Source organism: Mannheimia haemolytica (genome assembly GCA_900638155.1).
GTDB lineage: Bacteria > Pseudomonadota > Gammaproteobacteria > Enterobacterales > Pasteurellaceae > Mannheimia > Mannheimia glucosida.
This window is the reverse complement of sequence record LR134495.1, coordinates 1,272,568-1,291,931: the sequence shown is the minus strand read 5'-3', so window position 1 is coordinate 1,291,931 and position 19,364 is coordinate 1,272,568. Positions and strand designations below refer to the sequence as shown.

The 19,364-nt window shown below is 41.1% G+C and carries 15 protein-coding genes and 1 tRNA gene; 6 read left to right on the top strand and 10 right to left on the bottom strand.

The window, feature by feature from the left end; translation table 11 throughout:
- Nucleotides 1–12: 12 nt before the first annotated feature.
- The 7 genes from mukB to EL242_RS06425 form a co-directional block, all read right to left on the bottom strand.
- Complete coding sequence (mukB, locus tag EL242_RS06455) at nt 13–4,473, bottom strand: chromosome partition protein MukB (protein WP_126301971.1); 4,461 nt, start codon at nt 4,471–4,473, stop codon at nt 13–15.
- A gap of 174 nt (nt 4,474–4,647) precedes the next feature.
- On the bottom strand, nt 4,648–5,364 hold the full coding sequence (mukE, locus tag EL242_RS06450) for a chromosome partition protein MukE (protein WP_126301970.1): 717 nt from the start codon (nt 5,362–5,364) through the stop codon (nt 4,648–4,650).
- Nucleotides 5,365–5,412: 48 nt separating this feature from the next.
- Nucleotides 5,413–6,756: a chromosome partition protein MukF gene (mukF, locus tag EL242_RS06445; protein WP_126301969.1), complete on the bottom strand. Its 1,344-nt coding sequence runs from the start codon at nt 6,754–6,756 to the stop codon at nt 5,413–5,415.
- A gap of 264 nt (nt 6,757–7,020) precedes the next feature.
- Nucleotides 7,021–7,908, bottom strand: a complete 888-nt coding sequence (galU, locus tag EL242_RS06440) for a UTP--glucose-1-phosphate uridylyltransferase GalU (protein WP_126301968.1) — start codon at nt 7,906–7,908, stop codon at nt 7,021–7,023.
- A 135-nt stretch (nt 7,909–8,043) separates the two neighbouring features.
- Nucleotides 8,044–8,229: a carbon storage regulator CsrA gene (gene csrA, locus EL242_RS06435; protein ID WP_006248142.1), complete on the bottom strand. Its 186-nt coding sequence runs from the start codon at nt 8,227–8,229 to the stop codon at nt 8,044–8,046.
- Nucleotides 8,230–8,318: 89 nt separating this feature from the next.
- A complete protein-coding gene (alaS, locus tag EL242_RS06430; protein ID WP_126301967.1) occupies nt 8,319–10,946 on the bottom strand; it encodes an alanine--tRNA ligase in 2,628 nt (875 codons plus the stop codon).
- Between the two features lie 194 nt (nt 10,947–11,140).
- A complete protein-coding gene (locus EL242_RS06425; RefSeq protein WP_006252799.1) occupies nt 11,141–11,566 on the bottom strand; it encodes a universal stress protein in 426 nt (141 codons plus the stop codon).
- 230 nt (nt 11,567–11,796) lie between these two features.
- On the opposite strand from EL242_RS06425, the gene EL242_RS06420 reads away from it, so the two are divergent.
- Together EL242_RS06420 and EL242_RS06415 are read left to right on the top strand one after the other, a co-directional pair.
- Nucleotides 11,797–12,570: an FNR family transcription factor gene (locus tag EL242_RS06420; RefSeq protein WP_126301966.1), complete on the top strand. Its 774-nt coding sequence runs from the start codon at nt 11,797–11,799 to the stop codon at nt 12,568–12,570.
- Between the two features lie 143 nt (nt 12,571–12,713).
- Entirely contained in the window at nt 12,714–13,505 is a 792-nt protein-coding gene (locus tag EL242_RS06415; protein WP_126301965.1) for an enoyl-ACP reductase, read from the top strand.
- A 52-nt stretch (nt 13,506–13,557) separates the two neighbouring features.
- Here the strand turns inward: EL242_RS06415 and EL242_RS06410 are convergent, their stop codons facing one another.
- On the bottom strand, nt 13,558–13,854 hold the full coding sequence (locus EL242_RS06410) for a Bor family protein (protein WP_126301964.1): 297 nt from the start codon (nt 13,852–13,854) through the stop codon (nt 13,558–13,560).
- A gap of 24 nt (nt 13,855–13,878) precedes the next feature.
- Nucleotides 13,879–14,157 carry a Bor family protein gene (locus EL242_RS06405; RefSeq protein ID WP_006248149.1) on the bottom strand — a complete coding sequence of 93 codons (279 nt, stop codon included), beginning with the start codon at nt 14,155–14,157 and terminating at the stop codon, nt 13,879–13,881.
- A 158-nt stretch (nt 14,158–14,315) separates the two neighbouring features.
- Between EL242_RS06405 and EL242_RS06400 the strand changes: the two genes are divergently transcribed.
- From EL242_RS06400 to EL242_RS06390, 3 genes are all read left to right on the top strand, one after another.
- The gene (locus tag EL242_RS06400; protein WP_126301963.1) at nt 14,316–16,292 is read left to right on the top strand and encodes an exoribonuclease II; all 1,977 of its coding nucleotides are present in this window, start codon (nt 14,316–14,318) and stop codon (nt 16,290–16,292) included.
- A 91-nt stretch (nt 16,293–16,383) separates the two neighbouring features.
- Nucleotides 16,384–17,196, top strand: coding sequence for a bis(5'-nucleosyl)-tetraphosphatase (symmetrical) ApaH (gene apaH / locus EL242_RS06395; RefSeq protein ID WP_126301962.1), 813 nt, complete (start codon nt 16,384–16,386; stop codon nt 17,194–17,196).
- A 63-nt stretch (nt 17,197–17,259) separates the two neighbouring features.
- Nucleotides 17,260–17,336: transfer RNA gene (locus EL242_RS06390), tRNA-Val, on the top strand.
- A 334-nt stretch (nt 17,337–17,670) separates the two neighbouring features.
- Here the strand turns inward: EL242_RS06390 and gap are convergent.
- Nucleotides 17,671–18,675 (bottom strand): type I glyceraldehyde-3-phosphate dehydrogenase, encoded by a 1,005-nt coding sequence (gene gap, locus EL242_RS06385; RefSeq protein WP_006248201.1) that lies wholly within the window; start codon nt 18,673–18,675, stop codon nt 17,671–17,673.
- A gap of 224 nt (nt 18,676–18,899) precedes the next feature.
- Between gap and msrB the strand changes: the two genes are divergently transcribed.
- A complete protein-coding gene (gene msrB, locus EL242_RS06380) occupies nt 18,900–19,295 on the top strand; it encodes a peptide-methionine (R)-S-oxide reductase MsrB (protein ID WP_126301961.1) in 396 nt (131 codons plus the stop codon).
- Nucleotides 19,296–19,364 lie beyond the last annotated feature (69 nt).

The window sequence follows — 19,364 nt, the reverse complement described above, 5'->3', positions numbered from 1 at the left end:
AATGTGCTAATTTTACTTAGCAAAGCCCTTCAATCCAACAACGTGAACATACTCTTGGTTATTGGTAATTTTACGCACCAATTTATAAGTTGTGCCTCGTTCAGGGCTGATATTTTCAGGGGCGGCAATTAATAGCTGCATATCTAAGCGTTCGCAGAGTTCAAATAGCGTATTAATTGAGGTAGCATCTAATCGAGCCGCTTCATCTAAGAACAATAAGCGAGCCGGTAGAATATCTTTGGCACGCATACGACGAGCCTCTTCTTCCCAGCTTTGTACTACCATTAAGAGAATCGACATACCGGTACCGATCGCCTCACCAGTCGATAACGCACTACTTTCTGCACGCATCCAGCCGTCTGCGCCACGGAACGTTTCCACTTCTAAATCTAAGTAGTTGCGGTAATCCAATAACTCTTCGCCAATGGTTTGCGGTGTACGTTGCCCCATCTCAATATGTGGATTCACCCGTTTATACAACATTGCTAAGGCTTCGGAGAAGCTCAATTTTTGGCTGTCGAATAAATCTTTGTGTTCCTCTCGATTATTAGATAACGCATTGAGTAAAATGGCGTGCGTATCTCGGATATTCACCACCAAACGCACCCCTTTTACCTGACCGAACGCAATATTTTGTAAACCTTGGTTCAGTTGCAAAATACGTTGTTGTTCACGCTGAATGGTTTTGCGTAAAATATTCGCCACACTTTCCGCACTGATCGCCAGTTTTTTCTCACGACTAGTTAATTCATTGGTTAGACGTGAAAGCTCGATTTCCATCTGCTCAATCGCATCAATCGGGTCATCAGTTTTAATAATATCTTGGCGAATCCGCTCACGCAAATGCTGATAAACTGCAATAAAGAACGCCACTTTGTTTTCCGGCTTACGACTATCTTCCGAAGCCCGCAAACTATCACGCAGGTATTCATTATCCGCCACGGCGGTGCGTAATGCCCCGAGAGCTTTATCTGAAATCGAACGTAATTCTTCTGCCGATTGATACGCCAACTCACGGCGATTTAAGCGTTTTTCTACATCGCTGTTACGAGATAAACGTTGCACAATACACCAGCTGGCTTTTGCCTGCACGACCAATTCACGTTGTGTATGGTAATCGCGTTCGGCTTTGCGTAAGGTGCGGTTCAGGTTATCCATTTCCGCTTCAATCACCGCAATTTGTTTGTCTAAATAACCTTTTCGGGAACGTTGCTGGCTTAAGCGTTGTTGTAATTCATCACGGCGGAATCTGGCTCGCTCTTCCGCTCCGCTATCGCCACGCACGCCCAAATCATCAATTTCACGAATGAGCTCTTGTAGCATTTGGCTTTTCGCCTCATAAGAACTGCGTAAACCGGTTAATACTTGGTTATATTGCGAAAGTTGGGCTTGAGCTTGACGCAACTGATCTCGAGCCTGTTCACGCTCACGTTGTGCATTCTCCAAACGTTGGCGTAGCTGTTCGGTTAATGCCGAGCCTTCCGTTCCCACGGTTTCTTGATAGCTAAAATGTAGGCGGCGATTCATTACATCAGCCAAACTGAACACTTTTTGCTGTAACACTTTTTGCTCGGCAACCGAACGGCGGTAATCGGCTTCCAACTGCTCAAATAAAGCCGGATCACTTTTTAATGCAGCCGCAATCGGCTCAAGTTGGCTTAATGTTGCCCCAAATTGGCGGATAAACATTTCATCTTCTTCCGCCAATTCTAATTGTTCACGGCACTCTTGTGCTCGTGCTTCCAGCGTTTCATCAGCTAATAAACTCGCAAGCGGTAGAATTTTATTCAACATTTGCAACTGGGCTTTTACGCTTTCTAATTGGTGGCGTAATTGCTGTTCGTTACCGGCTGATTGTGCCAATTCACGTTCGATCTCTGCCCGTTCTGCCGCAATCTCTTGCATTAACATTTCAGGGTTTTCTTGGAATGCTAAATTTAAGTGCGTGCCGACAAACTGGCTTAAGTGTTGATGTAAACGCTGGCATTTCTGCACGTCAAAGGCACGTTCAGCGTGTTTCTCTGCGGTTTCATCACGCTCTGCTTTTAAAGTCGCTAAATGTTTTTCACGAGCAGCACGTCCGAATAACGGCACTTCAGGGAATTTAGAATAACGCCATTGACGATCGGAGACTTTCACCACCACGCCTTCGCCTAATTCCTCGGCACTAAATACCGCATCGTCAAAGGCGGACGGATCACCTTCAATTAAATAAAGATCACTTGGGCAATCGTCTAATTTCTCTAGCTGTGTTTTAACCGCCTCTAAATCACGCACTACAATAGCGTGGCGAGCCTCGCCGTATAAGGCGGAGAAATAAGGTGCATCTTCGATTGATACATCATCATATAATTCAGAGAGTAACACACCGCCAAAACGTTCTGCCAACTGGTTTAAGCGGGCGTCTTCCGAGCCGTCCGGCTGGCTTAAGCGATTAATTTGCTCATCAAGCAGTTGTTCTTTACGAGCCAATTCATCACGAGCAAGGGTGGCTTCACGCTCTTTGCTCAACATATTTTGCATAAACTGCATCACTGATTGGCTGGCTTCAAACTTCTCGCCACATTGCTCTTCCAAACGAGCCAGAGCCGATTGTGCCGTATGCCAAGCCGGTGCATTTTTCGCTAATTGCTGATATTGTTGATTAAGCTGTTCACGTTGTTGGCGTTGGGTTGAACGCTGCTCTACAAAATCCGAAAGCTCTGCCTCTAAATCTTCTAGGCGAGCTTGCTGCTCTTCAAAATAGGCGTCTAATTCTTCCGCTGAATTAAGCTGTTGTTGCGATTTTTGGTTAAATTCCGCCACTAAACGCTGGGCATTTTGCTGTTGTTGCAAACGCTGTTCTAAATCGTTGAGTTTTTGGCGTAAACTCACCGCTTGTTGAGCCTGCATTTTTTGCTCAGGGAAGGCAGAAAGTAACGCTCGAGCCTCTTCCCACGCTTGCAAGCGGTCAATTTCACCGGAAATTTTGCAAACCAATTCAAACGCTTTTTCAAATTGGGTTTTCGCCATATCCGACACACTTAAACGTTGCTCCAGCTCAAATACTTGATCGGTAAGATCTTCGGCTTGAGCCACAAATTCTGCGTGGTAATCTTCAATATTATTTAAATCTAAATTCACTAAGCCGGTCAGCTGTTCGGCTTTTTCTAACGCATTCACCGCTTGTTGGTATTGCAATGCGCGAGTTTGCTGTGCGTCTAAAGCTTGTTGGTAATCCGCCATTTGGGAACGCAATTCTTCAACGTGATCATCAGCCTCATCCGCTCGAGCCTGAGCATTTTCTGCAATTTCTGCAATTTCTTCTAATGCCTCTTGCTGTTCTTCCAGCTTAATATTCAGCTCTTCAACTTCGTCTTGGTAGCGTTCGATTTTCTCTTGGTGGCGTAACGCATTCATTACTAAATTTAGATGATCGTTCGCACTATTGTAATCTGCCTCTAACGCCTGCTCTGCCTCGGCAATATCCGCACTTTCACGGCTAAATTCCACAAAGCGTTGCTGTTCGAGCAAAATTTTAGATTTTGCCGCATACCACTCTTTACGTTGTTCTAACGCTTGTTGCACATTACCACGGCGTTCATTCGCATTACGCATATAATCCGCCGACACATAATTGGTCGATTCGGTAATTAAGCGTTTGAACATATCCCGATCCGATTGCGTGACCTTAATCGCCTCTAAGGTCATACGGTTTTCACGCAGAGCAGATTCCATATCTTGGAACGCTTGGCGAACGCCCGTATTTTCCGGTAACAAGTAATCACGCAAGGATTTGGTAATCACACTTGAAATACCACCATAAAGCGAGGCCTCGATTAGTTTGTAGAATTTGCTACGGTCGGCTGCCGAGCGAAGGCGTTTTGGAATTACGCCTAAATCGAACATAAAACTGTGGTAATCGGTAATCGAATGATACTGTTTGAATTGAACTTCGCTGTTCTCAAATTGATCTTTGAGTTCATTTAACGCCAGCACTCTAGCCTTATTCCCCACTTGTTCGGTGAGTAGGCTGATAATGCTTTGCTCTTGGGGAATATTCTGGAGCGAGAACGAACGAATATCGACTTTTTTATCCCGTCCGACAATTTGTTGCAAACGCACACCGGTAATAATCCGTTGCCCACGGGAATTGAATGACTCTAACACCGCATAGCAAACACCTGCTTTTAACTTACCGTATAAGCCTTTATCACGAGAACCGGCGGTTGAGCCTGCCTCAGTTGTATTGCGGAAATTAAGCAAGGTTAAATCGGGGATCAACGCGGTTACAAACCCAGCCATTGTAGTGGATTTACCTGCGCCGTTACCACCTGAAAGCGTGGTTACTAAGTCATCTAAATCAAAGGTTCGAGCAAAAAAACCGTTCCAGTTAATCAACGTTAAAGAGAGAAATTTACCGCGTTGTACATCATTTGGTCGTGCAAGCGGTGCAATTTGAGGATTAGTTTGCAATTCTGTGGTATCAATCATTATGTTTTCTCACTAATTGTCCTAGCACGCTAAAGCGTACTAGGTTAGGTATAGGTGAGTAGCTCCGCTACTCTAATCGCAACTTCAGCCTTGGAGGGCTGCTTTATGCTTAACCTAGTTCGGCTTTACCGTGCTAGGGCAGACTCATTAAATGCTGAATCTATTCGAATGAAATCACTCATTTTCTCCGTCAAAGGGTTCTTCATCTGCAATATTTTCATCTATTTCGACCGCTTGTTCGTTTAACAAAGCTGGAGTTGTCGCTTCACCATCACGGATTAAGCGAAGTTGGGCCTCTCTTAGGTCATCACCGGTACGCACATCAGCCCCAAAGCGGAAGACTGATTCTGAAATCACAAATTTTTTGCTGTTTTGCTCGCCCACTCGGGTAATAATGTCGATACGGGCTAATCTGCGTAATGCTCCGCCGACTTTTTCTGCCAACTTGGCACGGTCTAAATCAGAACCGGTCGAACGTGGGTTTACCGCTTTTAATAATTTGCTTTCATCGGCAAGACTGAGTAATTCTTCATACACATCATCTTGGCTGAAAATCCCCTGCTGAGCCAAACGCTCCGGGCTTAAATAGAGGTAGCACAACACTTTACCCACTAACATTTCCATTTCCGACATTGCCGAACGGGCAATCAGAGTCGAGGCTTTCGGACGTAAGTAAAAAAAGCCTTCCGGAGCTCGAATCAACTCAACGTGATAACGGCGGTAAAAACTCTCTAGTTCCGCTTGAAAATCCATCAAAAAGGCGTGTTGGTCAAGCTGCTCGGTATTAATGTGGCGACCGGCACGTAATTGGCTGTCCAGCTCCGGAAAAATCGGATTGGCAATCGCAAGTGCCAGTTTTGGGGAAATGAGATCTTGGATATTGTCTGTCATTGTCATTCTCTTTAATTTTGCAAAATTTTGGGTAAAAACGACCGCTTGTTATTTATTGTATTGGTCGATAACGTTCGCCTGCACTTCTGCCCCTTGCTCGTTAATCGGCTGCCATTGTGGGTAAACGGCTTGGCTGTCTTGGCTTGCCATACCTAACTTAACGGCTTGATCCACAATAATACGGGCTACGTCAAAGTGACGGGATTCCGGGAATCGGGCAAGCTGTTCACGCAAGATAACGCCTAAATCTATCGGTTTACCTTCAGCACGGAACGGCGCTAAATGAGCTTGCATTGCCGAAACAATTTGCTCTTGCACATCTGAAAGCGACTCATACTCTAACTCACTTGGCAACTCGCCCACCGATTCTGCCTCATTTAACATCGCCTCATCATCACGCAAGTCTAGTAATGAATCGGCTTTTGCAGTATAAAGCAGCCAAGGGTTGTTGTAATAATCTTGGATCGATTGGCGTAAACGTTGCCCGAATACACGGTTTTTGTCCATATCAATCGCAGTACGAATAAATTTATGCACGTGGCGGTCATAACCGATCCAAAGATCGATAGCTTGCTGCCCCCAACTGATAATGCGGTCTAGCTTATTTTGTAAATTCACAATCAGCTGATCGATAAAATCCAAATCATCACGAGCCATCAGGCAACTTTGAATCCGTAATAATTGAGCTTGCAGTTTATCGCCGGCTGCATTTAAGGTATCTTGCAACTCACGCAAATTCCCCGAGGTTTCGTCTAACAACTGCTCACAACTCATAATTGCTTCGTGCCAGTTTTGGCTAAGCAGTTCGGCTATTCGCTCACGAATTTGGTGTTGGTTTTCATCCATAATCCGTTGCGAAAGATCGATGCTGTCAAAAATTTCCGCCACCGAATATTTCAATGGGGCAAACACATTGTTTCGCCAAAAACGTTCATCTGCCGCCTGTTCAGTTCCCTCTTCGGCTGCTACTGATGCTCTCTGAATTTCATCTGCCACAATCGAAAGTTGGATTGATAAGCGCAGGGTAGAAAATTCCCGCTGTCGAACGTAATAATTTGAAATCCCTACCCCTAACGGCGTAACACGATAAATTGCCAAACCTTCCGTAAATTCGCTACTGAAACGGTTTAACAAACGTTGTCTGACTAAATCATTAATCGCATTATTGGCACGCTGGATAAAAGTGGCATCAGATTGCTCAAACGAATTTGAAACATAACGGAAAAGATCAACAAGATCGCTTTCTAACAATTCACCATCTGTCTGTTCTTGATTATAAATAGAGATAGCAAGTAGAAACGCTAAGCGGTCGGAAGAGAGTGAAAGCGAAAATTCACGATCTTTCGTCCAAGAGATGAGTTCTGGAATAGTCTGTGCCAATTCGTTCTGCATACGGGCTTAATCTTTAATTTCTATACAAAATGGCATTTATTGTAACTGAATGTAATCAAAATGGGAATGGATAAAACGCAGACAAGAGAAATGAACAATACAAGCGGTCAAATATGGGTGATTTTTTGCAAAAAAGCATTTTAAAGGTAAATGAATCTGAAAATTTATTATGACTACACTAATTTATGATGCCATAAATAGAAAGGACTGGATCCAATAGAATATCGGACACAGCCCTTAAGCTCATAGTCTAAACTTTAAGATTTAGAGTGATTTAGCTAACTCTTTAACAAATGCTTTAAATTCTTTTCCACATTTGTCGTGGTTTAAACTATATTCTACAAATGCTTTCATATAGCCGACTTTATCACCACAATCAAATGAGCGCCCTGTCATATGAAAAGCTTCAACCGTTTCTTGGTGAATCAACATATCAATTGCATCCGTCAACTGGATTTCATCACCTACGCCTACTGGCGTTTTTTCTAATAAATTCCAAATATTTGAGGAAAATACATAACGTCCTACTACAGCTAAATTAGAAGGCGCCTCTTCAATACTTGGTTTTTCAACCATTTTCGCAATAGGCGCTGCCCCCCCGAGAGGGATATCTACACCATGGCAGTCAGCAACCCCATAGCTACTTACATTTTCCATTGGAACCGGCGCAACCATAATTTGGCTATATCCGGTTTCTTGGAAACGCTTCACCATCGCAGCTAAATTTTCTGTTTTTTGGTTTGCTGTAAATTCACCAAGTAACACATCCGGTAATACAACCGCAAACGGTTCATCGCCAACCACTGCTCGTCCACATAGAACCGCATGACCTAAACCTTTAGCTTGCCCTTGGCGAACGTGAATTAAGGTAACATCTTTTGGTACAATAGAACGTACATCATCTAATAATTGACGTTTTACTCGTTTCTCCAGCATCGTTTCCAATTCAAAAGAGGTATCAAAATGGTTTTCGATAGCATTCTTTGAAGAGTGAGTAACCAATACAATTTCTTTGAAACCTGCAGCCACACATTCATTTACAATATATTGAATAAGAGGTTTATCTGCAAGGGTAAGCATTTCTTTTGGAATAGCTTTGGTTGCGGGTAACATACGCGTTCCCAGTCCAGCAACAGGAATAATGACTTTCATTTGGAATCCTTTGATGACTTAAAATATTAGATATAACTGAAATAAACCGCTTAGACATAACAAGCGGTCAATTTTCAGAAAATTTTGCATTGCCTGCTTCGCTGTTATCATCTAGCAGCTTTACAGTTAAAATGCTTATTCCGCATTTTCCTCTTCTACTGAGGCTTTTATTCTTTCATAAATTTCTCTGCGGTGTACAGAGATTTCTTTTGGTGCATTCACACCTAATTTAACTTGATTTCCTCGGATGCTGAGTACCGTAATCTCAACATCATCTCCTACGAGTAAAACTTCCCCAATCTTACGAGTTAGAATAAGCATAATTGTCTCCTAAAAAGTGAAAAACTCTATAAATACTTAAATATAGAGTAAAGTTTTAAAGGCGAGTTCAGCTCGCCTTGTTATTATTTTTAAAGTTTTGCTGTAATCCATTCTTGAGCAAGTAACAATGCTTGCGATAAATGTTGTGGTTCTGAGCCTCCGGCCATTGCCATATCAGGACGTCCGCCCCCTTTACCTCCAACTTTCTCCGCCATTGCACCAACTAATTGACCAGCATTGACTTTATCAGTTAAATCTTTTGTAACACCTACAATCAGATTTACCTTATCTTCGGAAGCTGTAGCAAATACAATTACTGCACTTCCTAATTGATTTTTTAGATCATCAACCACCGTTCTCAATGCTTTTGGTTCAACATTCTCTAATTGTTGAATTACTACATTCACGCCATTGATTTGGGTAGCTTGTTTCGCTAAATCTGAACCTGCTTGAGCCGCCAGCTTATCTTTTAGCTGTTGAAGCTCTTTTTCTGTACGTTTAGCCTTCTCTTGTAATTGAACAATTTTCTCAACGAGTGAATGACTGTCTGCTTTTAACAATTCAGCACTTTGTTGAACGGCTTGTTGTAAGGTATGTAACCAAGCAATCGCATTTTCTCCAGTGACAGCCTCAATACGGCGTACACCTGCCGCTACTGCGCCTTCAGAGGTAATTTTGAATAGCCCAATATCACCGGTTTGTTTGACGTGTGTGCCGCCACAGAGTTCAATCGAGAAATCTGACATTTCCACTACACGCACTACTTCGCCATATTTTTCACCAAATAACGCCATTGCACCTTTCGCTTTTGCAGATTCAATATCCATTTCTTCAATGATTACCTGAATATTTTCACGCACTTTAGCATTCACGATACGTTCAACTTCTTCAAGTTGTGATTTAGTAATTGCTTCCGGCTGAGAAATATCAAAACGTAAAATATTTTCTGACACTAATGAGCCTTTTTGAGCAACGTGGTCGCCTAGCACTTGGCGTAACGCAGAATGCAGTAAGTGGGTAGCACTGTGGTTTAATGTAATAGCATGACGACGCTCTCTATCTACGATCGTATTAACTTTGTCGCCAACAGAAAGTGAGCCGGAAGTTAATTGCCCAATATGCCCGAATACTTGACCATATTTTTGCGTATCTACTACCTCAAAATTGCAAATTTCTGCGGAAATTTGACCGCTATCACCCACTTGTCCACCCATTTCTGCATAGAATGGGGTTTTATCTAAAATCACTACCGCATTTTCACCCGATTGAATAGACTCAACCGATTTTCCATTACTAAATAACCCAATTACAGTAGCATCATTTAAGCTGGTTTCAGTATATCCACTAAAGCATGTTTTACCGTCCACTTTAATCACATTGTTATAATCTGTGCCAAAGCTACTGCTGGCTTTCGCACGCTCACGTTGTGCGGTCATTTCTGCATTGAAGCCATCTTCGTCAATTTTAATATCACGCTCACGGCAAACATCAGCAGTTAAATCTAACGGGAACCCGTAGGTGTCATAAAGTTTGAACGCAACCTCTCCGGATAAGGTTTTATTTTCCACTTTCGCTAATGCATCTTCTAATAAATTCAATCCACGCTCAAGAGTACGGGCAAATTGCTCTTCTTCTGCTTTGAGTGTCTTTTGAATATGCGCTTGTTTTTGGGTCAGCACCTCACCAGCTTGCCCCATTACCGTTGCAAGTGTTGGCACCAATTTATAGAAAAAGGCTTCTTTTGCACCCAAAATATTACCGTGACGAACCGCACGGCGGATAATACGGCGTAATACATAGCCTCTTCCTTCATTTGAAGGTAAAACACCATCGGCAATCAGATAGGAACAAGCACGAATATGGTCTGCCACTACACGTAAAGATTTATTATCTAAATCTTTCACATTAAGCAAAGTAGCGACTTCTTTAATTAAAGTTTGGAAAATATCCGTTTCGTAGTTGGAGTTTACGTGTTGCATTACCGCAGTCATACGTTCTAACCCCATCCCTGTATCTACAGAAGGCTTAGGCAGTTTTTCCATCGTACCGTCTGCTAAACGATTGAACTGCATAAATACAATATTCCATACCTCAATATAGCGGTCGCCATCTTCTTCTGGGCTACCCGGTAAGCCTCCCCAATGCTCAGGCCCGTGATCATAGAAAATCTCGGTACAAGGGCCACAAGGACCGGTATCGCCCATCGCCCAGAAGTTATCTGAAGCATAAGGTGCGCCTTTATTATCGCCAATGCGAATAATATGTTCCGATGGTACACCTACTTCTTTATGCCAAATATCGTAGGCTTCATCATCAGTTTCATACACAGTTACATATAATTTTTCTTTTGGTAAGCCAAGCCATTGTGGAGAAGTTAAAAACTCCCAACCGAATTTGATTGCATCTTGCTTGAAGTAATCACCAAAGCTGAAATTCCCCATCATTTCAAAAAAAGTATGATGGCGAGCGGTATAACCTACGTTTTCTAAATCATTGTGTTTACCACCTGCACGTACACAACGTTGTGCCGTAGTCGCTCTGCTATAAGGGCGTTTTTCTAACCCAAGAAAAACATCTTTGAATTGGTTCATGCCCGCATTGGTAAATAATAATGTCGGATCATTCTCGGGAACAAGAGAGCTGCTTGGAACAATCGTATGTCCTTTAGTTTGGAAAAACTCTAGAAAAGATTGTCTGATATCTGAAGTTGTTTTCATTAAAAATCACTCTTTTTGTAAATAGAAGTTAAACATTTAGTTATCTTGCTATTTTACACATTTTTTATGCTATTGGGGGAGCTATATGCTACTTATTTTTTCAATTAAATAATTTTTGTAAATTTTCCTAAAAAAATAACCGCTTGTAAGACAGATAAACTGTCTCAAGCGGTTATTTTTCATTCACTTTCTTGCTATTCATCTGCTAATGGCACAACCAGCATATCAACAGTGATATTATTCATGACTTGACGAGTTGAAGACATAAATTTACTCCAGAAGTCCTGATGATGGCCGGTGATGAGTAAATCGACATTGTGTTTTTCTACGGCCTCTTCCAAAACCTGACTAAAATCTCCCGTTCCGTTTAAACATTCAGATACAGGATAATTTACTTTTGAGGCAAGTTCAGCCAGTGCCGTATTTGTTTCTTCAACAACACTGTCTTGTACCGAAGACATATTAATATCAATTAATCCTGTATAGAGATCCGAAAAATTAACATCAACGTGAATGAGGGAAAGTTTAGCTCCGCATTTTTCTGCTAACGCAGCCCCCTTACGCACTAAAACAAGACTTTCTTCAGAAAGATCCACTGCAACTAAGATATGTTTATACATAATATGCTCCTTGCTTGTGAGAGTTGTTTACTTTGTGTATAAACATACTAACACACTCTTTTTGATAAAAACTTGAAGTAGATCTCAAAAATAAAAATTTGATTATATTTTTTATACCTCTTTGTAAGTATTTTTATTTTTCCTTGGTATACTTTGCTTCATGTAAATTTAATGGTAAACTTTGTTCTAAATCAAATTTAGGAATACTTTTCTAATTTAAGGTTGAATGGATGAAAATTGTATCAGAACCTAAAACAAGCGGACGTCATACTTGCACAATTCATTGTCAAAATTGCAGTATTAGCCAACTATGCTTACCTTTTACTCTTAATGAAACGGAATTAACTCAACTAGATAATATTATTGAGCGTAAAAAACCGATTCAAAAATCGCAAGTTATTTTTAAGTCAGGTGATGAACTGCGTTCGCTTTATGCTATCCGTTCTGGGACACTAAAAGCCTATACCTTAAGTGAAAGTGGCGAAGAGCAAATTACCGGTTTCCATTTACCTGGCGATCTGATTGGCTTTGATGCAATTACGAATATGCAGCACGAAGGCTATGCTCAAGCGCTCGAAACCTCAATGATTTGTGAAATTCCATTCGATATTTTAGATGATCTTGCTGGCAAAATGCCGAAAATCCGCCATCAAATTATGCGTTTGATGAGTAATGAAATTAAAAGTGATCAAGAAATGATTCTATTACTCTCAAAAATGAATGCGGAGGAAAAACTGGCGGCATTTTTGTATAACCTCTCCCAACGTTACTCAGCCCGTGGTTTCTCTGCAAAAGAATTCCGCTTAACCATGACCCGTGGAGATATCGGCAATTATCTTGGTTTAACCATTGAGACCATTAGCCGTTTACTAGGGCGTTTCCAAAAAAGCGGTATGATTTCAGTACAAGGAAAGTATATTATTATTAACCGTATGGAAGAATTAGCCGAATTAGCCGGGGCAATCAAACCGCAACAAAATATTATTGCTCAAACTACCGCTTAATTTATCTTATCAAATCCCTTTTTGAAACCACATTCAAAAAGGGATTTCTGATCCGATGAGCCGCTAACTCCATTTGCCCGTTTTTCCTATATCCGTTATAATCGACACAATTTTGCCCCAATCAATATAAAAGAGGAATTTTTATGGGTATCTTAACTGGTAAACGTATTTTAGTAACAGGTTTAGCAAGCAACCGTTCAATCGCATACGGTATTGCAAACGCAATGAAACAACAAGGTGCAGAACTTGCATTCACCTACTTAAACGATAAATTAAAACCACGTGTTGAAGAATTTGCCAAAGAATTTGGTTCAGAAATTGTCCTGCCATTAGATGTGGCAACCGATGAAAGCATTACCGAGTGCTTCATTGAATTAAGCAAACATTGGGAAAAATTTGATGGTTTCGTTCACGCTATCGCATTTGCACCAGGTGATCAATTAGACGGTGATTATGTAAATGCCGCAACCCGTGAAGGTTATCGTATTGCACACGACATCAGTGCCTATAGCTTTGTTGCAATGGCTCAAGCTGCTCGCCCGTTCTTAAATGAAAATGCCGCCCTTTTAACCTTAAGTTACTTAGGTGCAGAGCGTGCAATCCCTAACTACAATGTAATGTGCTTAGCCAAAGCCTCTTTAGAAGCTGCAACCCGTGTAATGGCAGCCGATTTAGGTAAAGAAGGTATTCGTGTAAATGCGATTTCAGCCGGCCCGATCCGCACATTAGCTGCTTCAGGAATTAAAAACTTCAAGAAAATGCTTTCTGCTTTCGAGAAAACCGCTGCTTTACGCCGCACCGTAACTATTGATGATGTAGGTAACTCTGCAGCTTTCTTATGCTCAGATTTAGCCTCTGGTGTAACAGGTGAAGTGTTACACGTTGATGCCGGCTTCAGCGTAATGGCAATGGGTGAATTAGGCGACGAAGAGTAATTCCTATAAAAATAACGGACTCAATTGAGTCCGTTATTTTTTTAATAAAATATTACTTACAATATACATTTGCAGTACGAGGTGTATAAATACCGATAGTCACAAGACCTAATAGAATGTCCCCACCTGAAAGTACTGTTTCAACCTGCTGCACTTTATCTTTGGAACCACAAACCTCTACAATATTCAATGTTTCTTCTTGCCCAATCCCACCTATAAAGAACGACTGAGTTACACTCTTAGTTGGCTTAATGTTATCAGTAACTTTGCCGCCAATATGGGCAGTTTGTGTTGTACATGCTGTAGTCAGCAGGGCTGTTAATACAGACATAGCAAGCAATTTTTTCATTTTCAACTCCTTAAATTACTAGGATTAGTTACAATATACACGGATTTGGCGAGGTGAATAGATACCATAAGTAATTGTACCTAACAAGCCATTAAAGAAAGTAGTTTCAGTTTCTACCTTACCTACCTTATCTGCACCATTACAAATTTTTGCCGCATCTATCTCTTGTTTTTGAGCAAGCCCTGAAACAAAGAAGTGTTGAACACGATCATATTGAGCTTCCTTGGCAGGAGATAGTTCAAGTGTTTGAGTCGAACAGGCTGCTAAAGAAAATACTGTTGCAATTGCAAGTAATTTTTTCATTGAAAAGTCTCCATTATTTTTAAATGGATTATATTCTACTAACCTTTATAAGTTATAGCAACAGCATTTATTTGCTGAACTTGGTTCAAATCCGTTATAATGCCATTGTTTTTTCGGTGCAACGATAGCACCTTTTTTTATTTTTAAAATGAGAAATTATGTTTCAAAACAATCCCCTTTTAGCTCAACTCAAACAGCAAATCGAGGCAAGTAAAGAGTATGTCGAAGGTACGGTAAAAGCCTCAGACAAAGCCTTCGGTTTTTTAGAATGCGATAAAAAAAGCTATTTTATTCCACCTGCGGAAATGAAAAAAGTAATGCACGGTGATAAGGTAAAAGCCGTAGTCAAACGTGAAGGCGATAAAGAACAGGTGGAAATTGACTCTCTGATTGAGCCAATGCTTGAGCGTTTTATCGCCCAAGTGCGTTTAAATAAAGAGGGCAAATTGCAACTTGCGGTTGATCACCCAAGTGTCAAACAAACCATTCCGGCAAATACCCATAAAAAAGTCACTGAAAAATTAGAAAATGGCGACTGGGTGGTGGCACAATTAAAAACGCATCCGTTGCGTGACGACCGTTTTTTCTTTGCCCAAGTTACCCAATTTATCTGTAAAGAATCCGATAATTTCGCCCCTTGGTGGGTCACACTTGCCCGCCACGAACAGCCTCGTGAACCGGTCGCAAATGAAAAAAGCTATGAATTACACGATGAATTAGCTCGTGAAGATTTATCTCATCTTTACTTTACCACTATTGACAGCCCAAGCACGCAAGATATGGACGATGCTCTGTTCATCGAACCAATTAAGCAAAATGGCGAGCAAACCGGCTGGCGTTTAGTGGTAGCGATTGCTGACCCAACCGCTTATATCCCAGAAAATTCCCATATTGAAAAAGCCGCTCGCCAGCGTTGTTTCACCAACTATTTACCGGGCTTTAACATTCCAATGTTACCTCGAGAACTCTCAGACGATCTCTGTTCGCTTGTCCCGAATGAAAAACGCCCTGCCCTCGTTGGCTTTATTGAAACCGATTTAAACGGCAATCTCATTAAAGAGACAACCTTTACCTCTGCTTGGGTCGAATCAAAAGATCGCTTGGCTTACGACGATGTTTCCGATTATCTCGAAGGCGTGGAAAATGCGTGGCAACCTCAGTCTGAAGAAACAAAACAACAAATTGAGTGGCTACATCAATTTACTCAAGCCCGCATTCAATGGCGTGCCGAGAATGCGTTGCTATTCAAAGAACAAGGCGATTATACCTTTGAGTTAAATGAAGATGGCTCGGTAAAAGATATTCACGTTGAATATCGCCGTATTGCGAATCAAATGATCGAAGAATCAATGATTCTTGCCAATATTTGTTGTGCAAAATTCTTAAGCCAACATGCCAAAACCGGTGTATTTAATACCCATTCAGGTTTTGATCCGAAAAATTATGAATTGGTAAAATCATTTTTACTCCAAACTTTAGCCAGCGATGAAAATCGTGATGAGCTTGCCGAACGCTACTCCGCCGAGCGTTTAGCAACCTTAGAAGGCTATTGCCAAATGCAACGTGATATTCAAGACTACCCAGAGAAATTCTTAGAGTTGCGTTTACGACGTTATTTAACCTTCGCTGAATTTAAAGCCGAAGTTGCCCCGCATTTCGGGCTAGGCATTACCGATTACGCCACTTGGACATCACCCATCCGTAAATATGGCGATATGGTAAACCACCGTTTAATCAAGCAAGTGTTACTTGGCAAACAAAGCCAAGCGGTGGAAGAATCAGTTTTAAGCCGTTTACAAGAAGCTCGCCGTCAAAACCGTTTAGTAGAACGTGATATTGCTGACTGGCTTTATGCTCGTTACCTTGCCCCAATGGTGGAACAAGCGGTCGAATTTGAGTGCGAAATTGCAGATGTTTCCCGTGGTGGCTTGCGTGCGAAAGTCATAAAAAACGGTGCTCAAATTTTTGTGCCATTCTCCAGCTTGCACGACAACAAAGAGGAAATGGAATACCGCCAAGAAGAACTTGCACTTTATATTAAAGGTGAAAAAGCCTATCAGATCGGGCAAGCGGTGAAAGTGAAACTCACCGAAGTACGCTTAGAAACTCGCTCAATCGTAGGAAATATCATTTAAATTTCAAGCGGTTATATTTTGATGAGATTTTGCAAATTTTCTCTAAAATATAACCGCTTGTTTATAACTTTAGGGGAACAAAGGAGAAACAATGGCAACTTATATTGTAGGCGACCTACACGGTTGCTTTAACGAATTTCAGCTTTTATTAGAAAAAGTCAATTATAACCCCAAGCAAGACGAACTCTTTTTAACAGGGGATTTAGTCGCCCGTGGTGAGGACTCTTTAGCCTGTTTACGTTTTGTGAAAGACTCTGCAAACAATGCCAAAACCGTGCTAGGCAACCACGATTTGCACTTGCTTGCCACAATGCTTGGCATCAAACGGGTAAAACCAAATGATAAGATTGATGCTATTTTTGAGGCTAAAGATCGGCTCGATTTGCAAAATTGGCTCAGAAATCAACCGCTTGTAATTCATCACCCCAAACATCAATTTTTGCTGACTCACGCAGGAATCAGCCCTGAGTGGGATTTAGTAACTACGCTCGCTTGTGCCAAAGAGGCAGAAAAGGTGCTACAAAGTGACAATTATGCGGACTACATCGCCCAAATGTATGAGAATAAGCCCGAACGCTGGAGTGAAGATTTGCAAGGTGTTGAACGTTGGCGTTATATCATTAATGTATTGACTCGTATGCGGTTTTGCTACACCGACAAGCGGTTAGATTTTGACTGTAAATTACCGCTTGAACAAGCCCCTCAAGAACTGCTGGCTTGGTTTGACTTGGATAATCCGTTATTTACACAGAAAAACATTATCTTTGGTCATTGGGCAAGCCTAATGGGCAAATACACTCGCCCAAACATCTATGCCCTTGATACTGGCTGTGCTTGGGGAAGCCATTTAACAATGCTCCGCTGGGAAGATAAACAAATTTTCACCCAAAAGCGTCTAAAATAAAAGCACTCAACCAAAAGCATATTGCACTAAGTTCCTTTTTCCAATAGAATGCACACCGTTAACGCGACTATAGCTCAGTTGGTTAGAGCACCACCTTGACATGGTGGGGGTCACTGGTTCGAGTCCAGCTAGTCGCACCATTATTTTAAGCCTGAATATCCCCATTCAGGCTTTAATCTTACTATACTTATAAATCAATAAGTTAAATCATCTCTCAAAGTGCAATATGGCATTAATAAAAACATTATTTTTCATAGGAAACTTGATATTTATTAATCGTTTATAGCCTCTAATAATATTCTTTTACACAAAATACACAGCAAAAAGCAAGAGAATTTTCCTAATTGTACTTAGTCTCTATTTGTAGGAAATAATCTTACAGGAAAACGGAAACTATCTTCAATTTATTGTTCGCAATAAAAGAGCCAAATCCCATTCAGAATTTGGCTCTATATTTAAAATATAACTTAGCAATTAACCTTTGTAGTTATATACGTGAGCAACTAAGTCTAATACTTTGTTTGAGTAGCCAACTTCGTTATCGTACCAAGATACTAATTTAACGAAAGTATCAGTTAATGCGATACCTGCTGCTGCATCAAATACTGAAGTTTCAGTTGCACCGTTGAAGTCTGTTGAAACAACAGCATCTTCTGTGTAGCCTAACACGCCTTTCATTTCGTTTTCAGAAGCACGTTTGATTTCAGCACAGATTTCTGCATAAGTTGCCGGTTTTTCTAAGTTTACGGTTAAGTCAACAACAGAAACGTTAGTAGTTGGAACACGGAAAGCCATACCGGTTAATTTGCCGTTTAATGCAGGTAATACTTTACCTACTGCTTTCGCTGCACCTGTTGATGAAGGAATGATATTTTGTGATGCGCCACGACCACCACGCCAGTCTTTCGCTGATGGACCATCTACTGTTTTTTGCGTTGCAGTAGTTGCGTGAACAGTTGTCATTAAACCTTCTTTAATGCCGAATTTTTCGTGAATAACTTTAGCTAATGGTGCTAAGCAGTTTGTTGTACAAGAAGCGTTAGACACGATGTCTTGGCCTGCGTAAGTATCAAAGTTTACGCCGTTTACGAACATAGGAGTTGCATCTTTAGACGGGCCGGTTAAAACTACTTTTTTTGCACCAGCAGTGATGTGCTTACGAGCAGTTTCATCATCTAAGAATAAACCGGTTGCTTCAACTGCGATATCAACACCGATCTCATTCCATTTTAAGTTAGCCGGATCACGTTCAGCTGTTACACGGATCGCTTTACCATTAACTACTAATTGACCATCTTTAACTTCAACAGTACCGTCAAAACGACCGTGAGTTGAGTCATATTTTAGCATATAAGCCATATAATCAACGTCGATTAAGTCGTTGATACCTACAACTTCAATGTCATCACGGTGTTGTGCTGCACGGAAAACGATACGACCGATACGGCCAAAGCCGTTAATACCAATTTTAATTGCCATAGATTTTTCTACCTATATTAAAGTTAAACAAAATTTGTTCTTTATGTACTACGCTAAAGACGCTTGAATTATAGCATATCTTTTCACTTTCCTGGCAAGCCCAAAGAACGTTCTCAATATAACAGATAAATTTTTTGTGATCTATGTCAAATTTTGAAATTTATAACGATTTTCAGGTCAAAAAAAGCTACAATGACTTCGCTACTATCTTAGGAGAATTGCTGATGATTAAACCTATTCACGCCCTGACAGAACAACAAGTTGATATTTTAATCAATCACGGCACGGAACGTCCGTTTACAGGAAAATTTTTGAATGAATATCGGGTGGGAATTTATCGCTGTGCCAGATGCCATCACGATTTATTTCACTCAGATACTAAATTTGATGCCGGTTGTGGCTGGCCGAGTTTTTACCAAACGATTTCAGAATCGTCACTACGTTACTTAGATGATTACAGTTTAGGACATCATCGTATCGAAATTCGTTGTGGGAATTGTGATTCGCATATGGGACACGTTTTTCCGGACGGCCCACTACCAACAGGGTTGCGTTTTTGCCTTAATTCTGTGGCATTGAATTTTAAGTGGGAAGAAACAGGCGAAGAGATTGACGGCTAACGAGTAATAAACAAGCGGTCATTATTAGCGAAAAATTTGCAAAAATTTAGCTAATAATGACCGCTTGTG

Bases quoted from the DNA above. Each gene is read 5' to 3' on its own strand.
- gap (WP_006248201.1), bottom strand. From the start codon at position 18,675: ATGGCAATTAAAATTGGTATTAACGGCTTTGGCCGTATCGGTCGTATC.
- EL242_RS06405 (WP_006248149.1), bottom strand. From the start codon at position 14,157: ATGAAAAAATTACTTGCAATTGCAACAGTATTTTCTTTAGCAGCCTGT.
- apaH (WP_126301962.1), top strand. From the start codon at position 16,384: ATGGCAACTTATATTGTAGGCGACCTACACGGTTGCTTTAACGAATTT.
- csrA (WP_006248142.1), bottom strand. From the start codon at position 8,229: ATGCTTATTCTAACTCGTAAGATTGGGGAAGTTTTACTCGTAGGAGAT.
- EL242_RS06425 (WP_006252799.1), bottom strand. From the start codon at position 11,566: ATGTATAAACATATCTTAGTTGCAGTGGATCTTTCTGAAGAAAGTCTT.
- msrB (WP_126301961.1), top strand. From the start codon at position 18,900: ATGATTAAACCTATTCACGCCCTGACAGAACAACAAGTTGATATTTTA.
- mukE (WP_126301970.1), bottom strand. From the start codon at position 5,364: ATGACAGACAATATCCAAGATCTCATTTCCCCAAAACTGGCACTTGCG.
- mukF (WP_126301969.1), bottom strand. From the start codon at position 6,756: ATGCAGAACGAATTGGCACAGACTATTCCAGAACTCATCTCTTGGACG.
- EL242_RS06400 (WP_126301963.1), top strand. From the start codon at position 14,316: ATGTTTCAAAACAATCCCCTTTTAGCTCAACTCAAACAGCAAATCGAG.
- EL242_RS06415 (WP_126301965.1), top strand. From the start codon at position 12,714: ATGGGTATCTTAACTGGTAAACGTATTTTAGTAACAGGTTTAGCAAGC.
- EL242_RS06420 (WP_126301966.1), top strand. From the start codon at position 11,797: ATGAAAATTGTATCAGAACCTAAAACAAGCGGACGTCATACTTGCACA.
- galU (WP_126301968.1), bottom strand. From the start codon at position 7,908: ATGAAAGTCATTATTCCTGTTGCTGGACTGGGAACGCGTATGTTACCC.
- alaS (WP_126301967.1), bottom strand. From the start codon at position 10,946: ATGAAAACAACTTCAGATATCAGACAATCTTTTCTAGAGTTTTTCCAA.
- mukB (WP_126301971.1), bottom strand. From the start codon at position 4,473: ATGATTGATACCACAGAATTGCAAACTAATCCTCAAATTGCACCGCTT.
- EL242_RS06410 (WP_126301964.1), bottom strand. From the start codon at position 13,854: ATGAAAAAATTGCTTGCTATGTCTGTATTAACAGCCCTGCTGACTACA.